Annotated in this window: 6 protein-coding genes; 2 read left to right on the top strand and 4 right to left on the bottom strand. The window is 73.5% G+C overall.

Features of this window, described 5'->3' with window-relative positions; translation table 11 throughout:
• Positions 1-199 precede the first annotated feature (199 nt).
• The 4 genes from ACFV9J_RS24845 to ACFV9J_RS24860 all read right to left on the bottom strand — a co-directional run bounded on the left by ACFV9J_RS24845 (position 200) and on the right by ACFV9J_RS24860 (position 2,095).
• A complete protein-coding gene (locus ACFV9J_RS24845; protein ID WP_115744077.1) occupies positions 200-469 on the bottom strand; it encodes a hypothetical protein in 270 nt (89 codons plus the stop codon).
• A gap of 213 nt (positions 470-682) precedes the next feature.
• Complete coding sequence (locus ACFV9J_RS24850; protein ID WP_115744078.1) at positions 683-910, bottom strand: DUF3107 domain-containing protein; 228 nt, start codon at positions 908-910, stop codon at positions 683-685.
• Positions 911-1,051: 141 nt separating this feature from the next.
• Entirely contained in the window at positions 1,052-1,693 is a 642-nt protein-coding gene (locus ACFV9J_RS24855) for a TetR/AcrR family transcriptional regulator (RefSeq protein WP_030400709.1), read from the bottom strand.
• A gap of 174 nt (positions 1,694-1,867) precedes the next feature.
• Entirely contained in the window at positions 1,868-2,095 is a 228-nt protein-coding gene (locus ACFV9J_RS24860; RefSeq protein ID WP_385357166.1) for a hypothetical protein, read from the bottom strand.
• A 227-nt stretch (positions 2,096-2,322) separates the two neighbouring features.
• Between ACFV9J_RS24860 and ACFV9J_RS24865 the strand changes: the two genes are divergently transcribed.
• Entirely contained in the window at positions 2,323-3,399 is a 1,077-nt protein-coding gene (locus ACFV9J_RS24865) for an alpha/beta fold hydrolase (RefSeq protein ID WP_385357169.1), read from the top strand.
• 8 nt (positions 3,400-3,407) lie between these two features.
• Positions 3,408-5,108, top strand: coding sequence for a DUF3152 domain-containing protein (locus ACFV9J_RS24870; RefSeq protein ID WP_385357171.1), 1,701 nt, complete (start codon positions 3,408-3,410; stop codon positions 5,106-5,108).
• Positions 5,109-5,335 lie beyond the last annotated feature (227 nt).

Raw genomic sequence — 5,335 nt, forward strand, 5'->3', positions numbered from 1 at the left:
GCCCGGGCCCGACCCGGTACGGCGGCCTGCCGGTCAGGCGGTGGCCGAACTGCGGCGGAGCCTCCCGTGGGGCGGGATGGCGGCGCTGGGTCTGGCCGCCTGACGCCGTCGGCCGGGCGGTGCGCCACCGCTCGGGCCGTGAGCCAGTACGCGGGCCGTGAGCCGTGGCCCGGGCCGACCCGGCACGGCGGCCTGCCGGTCAGGCGGTGGCCGAACTGCGGCGGAGCCTTCCCGCGGGGCGCAGCAGCAGCGACAGCGAGGCCGCGGAGACCGTCGCCGAACCCAGCAGCACGGGCACGAGCCCCCCGGCGCCCAGCGCGGTGTGCGTGACGAACGCCCCGAAGAGGGCCCCGGCGACACCGGTCGGCAGGACGAGGAGCGGGGCGGGCAGGCGGTGGGGCAGACGGTGCGCGGCCGCCCATGCCAGGGCGAGGCCGAGGAGTGCGGCGCTGAGCGCTTCCAAGATCATGTCGGGGTCCCTCCCACACGGCCGGCCTGCCCCAAACGGTCACAGCCGACTTACCCCTGACCTGCGGAATACAATCCTCCCCCTGTGGGTGAACTGTGCTCCGCCCGTGAACGGAAGCAGGAGCGGGAGCGAGAACGCGAAAACGGGTGGGGCCCGGCGGTGTGTCACCGCCGGGCCCCACCCGTGCTACGTCCGTCGTCCCGCGTGAGGCGGCTACAGCGCGCCGAAGCCCACCTTGCGCGGGGCCGGCTCGCCGATCTCGATGTAGGCGAGCCGGTCGGCCGGCACCAGGACCTTGCGGCCGTGTTCGTCCACGAGGCTCAGCAGCTGCGACTTGCCGGCCAGTGCCTCGCCCACCACGCGCTCGACCTCCTCGGCGCTCTGACCGCTCTCCAGAACGATCTCGCGCGGCGCGTGCTGCACGCCGATCTTGACCTCCACGGCTATGTCCCTCCGACGGTCAGTAAGTGCGCGACCTTCCGCGCCGTACCAGCACACATTAGCCCGGTGAGGGGACGTACACGCAGCGTCCGAGAACGCCAGGAGCGAACAGCCGAGGGGAACAGAACCGACGCCGCCGCCTCAGTGCTGCTCGGTGCCGTGCAGCGGGAAGCCGGCGATGCCCCGCCAGGCCAGCGAGGTCAGCAGCTGCACCGCCTGGTCGCGGGGCACGCTGCGGTCGCTGTGCAGCCAGGACCGCGCCACCACCTGCGCGAGACCGCCCAGTCCCGAGGCCAGCAGCATCGACTCCGCGCGCGAGAGGCCGGTGTCCTCGGCGATGACGTCGCAGATCGCCTCCGCGCACTCGTTCGTCACCTTGTCCACGCGCTCGCGCACGGCGGGCTCGTTGGTCAGGTCCGACTCGAAGACCAGGCGGAAGGCGCCGCCGTCGTCCTCGACGTAGGCGAAGTACGCGTCCATCGTCGCCCGGACGCGCTGCTTGTTGTCGGAGGTCGACGCCAGCGCGCTGCGCACGGACTGGATCAGTGCCTCGCAGTGCTGGTCCAGCAGGGCGAGGTAGAGGTCGAGCTTGCCGGGGAAGTGCTGGTAGAGCACCGGCTTGCTGACGCCGGCGCGCTCGGCGATGTCGTCCATCGCGGCCGCGTGGTAGCCCTGGGCCACGAACACTTCCTGTGCGGCGCCCAGCAGCTGGTTGCGTCGGGCTCGGCGGGGAAGGCGTGTGCCCCGCGGGCGTACCGCCTCTGTCTGCTCGATGGCTGTCACGCCGCCTCCCATAGTCGTCCTCGTGCGGTGTGCGCCGCGTCGACATCGTACTTTTCGGTAACCGTGGTGTGTGTGCTGCGAGCGCAGAATTTCACGGACCGGACGGTGGCGAAAGCCGCACAACAGGTTTCAAAAGGAGCCAGACCGGGCAAAGATCGGCCTCCCTTTCGGTGATCAGCGGTAGTCGTCCTCGTCGTGCGAGACGACCCGGGCCTGCTCGGCCAGGTCGGCCTCGTTGGCGCGGTCCGCCTCGACGCCGGTCAGCGGCTCGTCGCGGTCCTGTCCGACGTCCGCCCGCTGCTCGGCGGCGTCGGCGTCGGGCGCCTCGACGTCGCGGTCCTCCGGATCCGGCGCCTGTGCCTCGTCGTCGAAGGTGTCGGGGTCGGTCGGGTCGACGGTCATGCTGGGCTCCCTTCCTACGGACGTCCCCGGGGTGCAGGGGTCACACGCGGGTGCCCACCTCACGAGCCTAGGAGACACCCGATCCGGACGCCATGCGTCGCCGCTCCCGGTCTTGCGGGCCCGGTCCCGGCGCCGACGGCATCCCTACCCGGTCGACGCGCCGCCGCAGCAGCGCTTGTGACGGCGAACACATGAACCACTGCGTGATCATCTCGTAATATTGCCGCATGCCTTCGACCGAGCCGCCGTCCGTGCCGCCCGCCAACGTGCTGCCGAAGGTCGCGGCCGTCAGGGTCGCGGACGGGGAGCGGCTCAGGTCGGTCCACCTCCCCGGCATCACCCTGACGGTGCGGTCGAGGCGGCCCGCCCGCGAGGGACTGCCGCCCGCCCTCTACGTCCACGGCCTCGGCGGCTCCTCGCAGAACTGGTCGGCGCTCATGCCGCTGCTGGACGGCGTCGTCCACAGCGAGGCCCTCGACCTGCCCGGCTTCGGCGACTCCCCGCCGCCGGACGACGGTGACTACTCGATCACGAGCCACGCGCGCGCGGTCGTCCGCCATCTCGACGCGTCCGGGCGCGGTCCCGTGCACCTGTTCGGGAACTCGCTCGGCGGTGCCGTCGTCACCCGCGTCGCCGCCGTGCGTCCCGACCTGGTGCGGACGCTGACCCTCGTGTCGCCCGCGCTGCCGGAGATCCGCGTGCAGCGCAGCGCCGTACCGACGGGGCTGCTGGCGCTGCCGGGGGTGGTTCCGCTGTTCAACCGGCTCACCCGGGAGTGGACCGCGGAGCAGCGGGTCCGTGGCGTGACGGCGCTCTGCCACGGGGACCCGGGGCGGGTGACGCCGGAAGGTTTCCGCAACGCGGTGGAGGAGATGGAACGGCGGCTGCGGCTGCCGTACTTCTGGGACGCGATGGCGCGTTCCACCCGGGGACTCGTCAACGCGTACACGGTGGGCGGCCGGCACGGACTGTGGCGACAGGCCGAGCGGGTTCTCGCACCCACGCTCCTGGTCTACGGTGGACGGGACCAACTCGTCGGCTACCGCATGGCCCAGCGGGCCGCCCGCGCCTTCCGTGACTCCCGGCTGCTGACCCTGCCGGACGCGGGACACGTGGCGATGATGGAGTATCCGGAGGCCGTTGCCACGGCGTTCCGCGAACTCCTCGCGGACACCGCGGACACCGCGGCTGCCTCGGACACGGTGGGCACCGCGGACGCGGTGGGCACCGGGAAGCCGGCGGGTGGCGAAAGGACCGACGGGGCCGTCGACGACGAGCCCGCCAACCAGACGTCAGGAGGCTGAGGCGCGACGTGGGACGCCACAGCCGCCGCGGGCCCGCTCCGAAGGCAGACGCCGCGGACACCGCCGCAACACGTGAGAACCGGGCCGGTCGGCCCGACCCGCGCCGGACGAACGAGCCGTCGCAGGAGCCACAGGGGCCGTACCGGCCGCAGGGAACTCATCAGGCACAGTGGCCCCACCAGTCACAGGGGGGCGAGGGGGCGGCGCCACGCGGGGCGGCTCCGGGCGATGTCCCGGGTGCCCGCCAGGGGTACGCGGGTCCCGGCCCGGGAGAGGGCCCGGGGGCGCGATTCCCGGACGAGACGCCGGCCCACGGTTTTCCGCGGACGGCGGACGGTACGCCGACGCAGGGCGTCCCCAGGTACCCCGACGGCACCCCGGCGCACGGTGTCCCGAGGTACCCCGACGGCACCCCGGCGCACGGTGTCCCCAGGTTTTCCGACGGCACCCCGGCGCACGGCGTGCCGCGGGTCCGGGGCGGTCACCCCGAGCAGCGGGAACCCGGCGGAGGCTGGGGCGAGGCGGCCCCGCGGCCCGGTGCCGCTGCCGAGCACGGATCGGTGGCGGGACCGCGCACCGGGGCCCCCGCGTCCTTCACGCCGCCCTCGCCGTCCGGACCCGGCTCGCCGTCCGGACCGGGCTCGCCCTTCCCGAGGCAGCGGCAGGCGCCGGCGGACGGGCCGCGGCAGGACTACCTGGACGCCTTCGGCGCGGACGACGACGTCTTCGCGGTCCGCCCCCGCGGCCGTACCCCCGGCGCCGCCCGGCCCGCCGACCCGTACGCCTCCGTCACCGACTGGAGCGCCGCGGACGGGGGCGCCTCCGGAGGCGGCGGCATCCCCGGCGGTGCCGAGGCGGACGCCGACGACGAGCCGCCCACCGGTGAACCCGCACCGGTCAAGGGGGCCAAGGGCCGGACCTTCACCGGTATCGCGGCGGCCGCCGTCACCACCGTGCTGGCCGTCGTCGTGGCCGGTCAGGTCGCCGACGGGTCGGACGGGAGCGACACGCGCGCGCAGTCCGCCACCGACCAGGCCCGCGGTGCCCACGACCCGGCGTCACGCGACGACGAACGGCCGACGCCCTCCGCGTCCGCCTCCGCGAAACCGCTGACGTACGAGCAGAAGATGGACAGGACGTACCCGCTGGGAGCCACCCTCAAGGCCTCGGGGAAGTTCGACGCGATCCCGGGCATCGCCAAGGGGACCGGGAAGGGGCAGAAGTACACCTACCGCATCGACGTGGAGCAGGGGCTCGGCCTCGACGGCGAACTCTTCGCCGAGGCCGTGCAGAAGACCCTCAACGACGACCGGAGCTGGTCCCACAACGGCGCCCGCACCTTCGAGCGCATCGAGACGGGCCAGCCCAACTTCGTCCTCACGCTGGCCAGCCCCGGCACCACCGCCGAGTGGTGCGCCAAGTCGGGCCTGGACACCACCGAGGACAACGTCTCCTGCGACTCGGCCGCCACCCAGCGCGTGATGATCAACGCCTACCGCTGGGCCCAGGGCGCCGCGCCGTACGGCGACGCGATCCACGCGTACCGGCAGATGCTGATCAACCACGAGGTCGGTCACCGCATCGGCTACAACCACGTCACCTGCGACAAGGACGGCGAACTCGCCCCGGTCATGCAGCAGCAGACGAAATTCGTCGACCACGACGGAATCGACTGCCGCCCCAACGCCTGGGCCTATCCGAACGGCTGACGGCCAGTTCGGGCCCACGCGTCACGTGTGGTGACCGCTTGATCTCTTAGCGCGACCGAACGCGCCTCGCACGGGAAAGTTACGACCGTTCACCCCTTTTGGTGGGGGGGGGGGGGGACAGCCCAACCCCCCCCCCCCCCGGGCGCAAACAGAGGAACCCCCCCCGCCCCCCCGCCCCCGCCCCCGCCCGCCCGGGGGGGGGGGGGGGGGGGGGGGGGGGCCCGGGC

The organism is Streptomyces sp. NPDC059906 (assembly GCF_042730645.1).
GTDB classification, from domain to species: Bacteria; Actinomycetota; Actinomycetes; order Streptomycetales; family Streptomycetaceae; genus Streptomyces; species Streptomyces rubrogriseus.

Bases quoted from the DNA above. Each gene is read 5' to 3' on its own strand.
- ACFV9J_RS24845 (WP_115744077.1), bottom strand. From the start codon at position 469: ATGATCTTGGAAGCGCTCAGCGCCGCACTCCTCGGCCTCGCCCTGGCA.
- ACFV9J_RS24865 (WP_385357169.1), top strand. From the start codon at position 2,323: ATGCCTTCGACCGAGCCGCCGTCCGTGCCGCCCGCCAACGTGCTGCCG.
- ACFV9J_RS24860 (WP_385357166.1), bottom strand. From the start codon at position 2,095: ATGACCGTCGACCCGACCGACCCCGACACCTTCGACGACGAGGCACAG.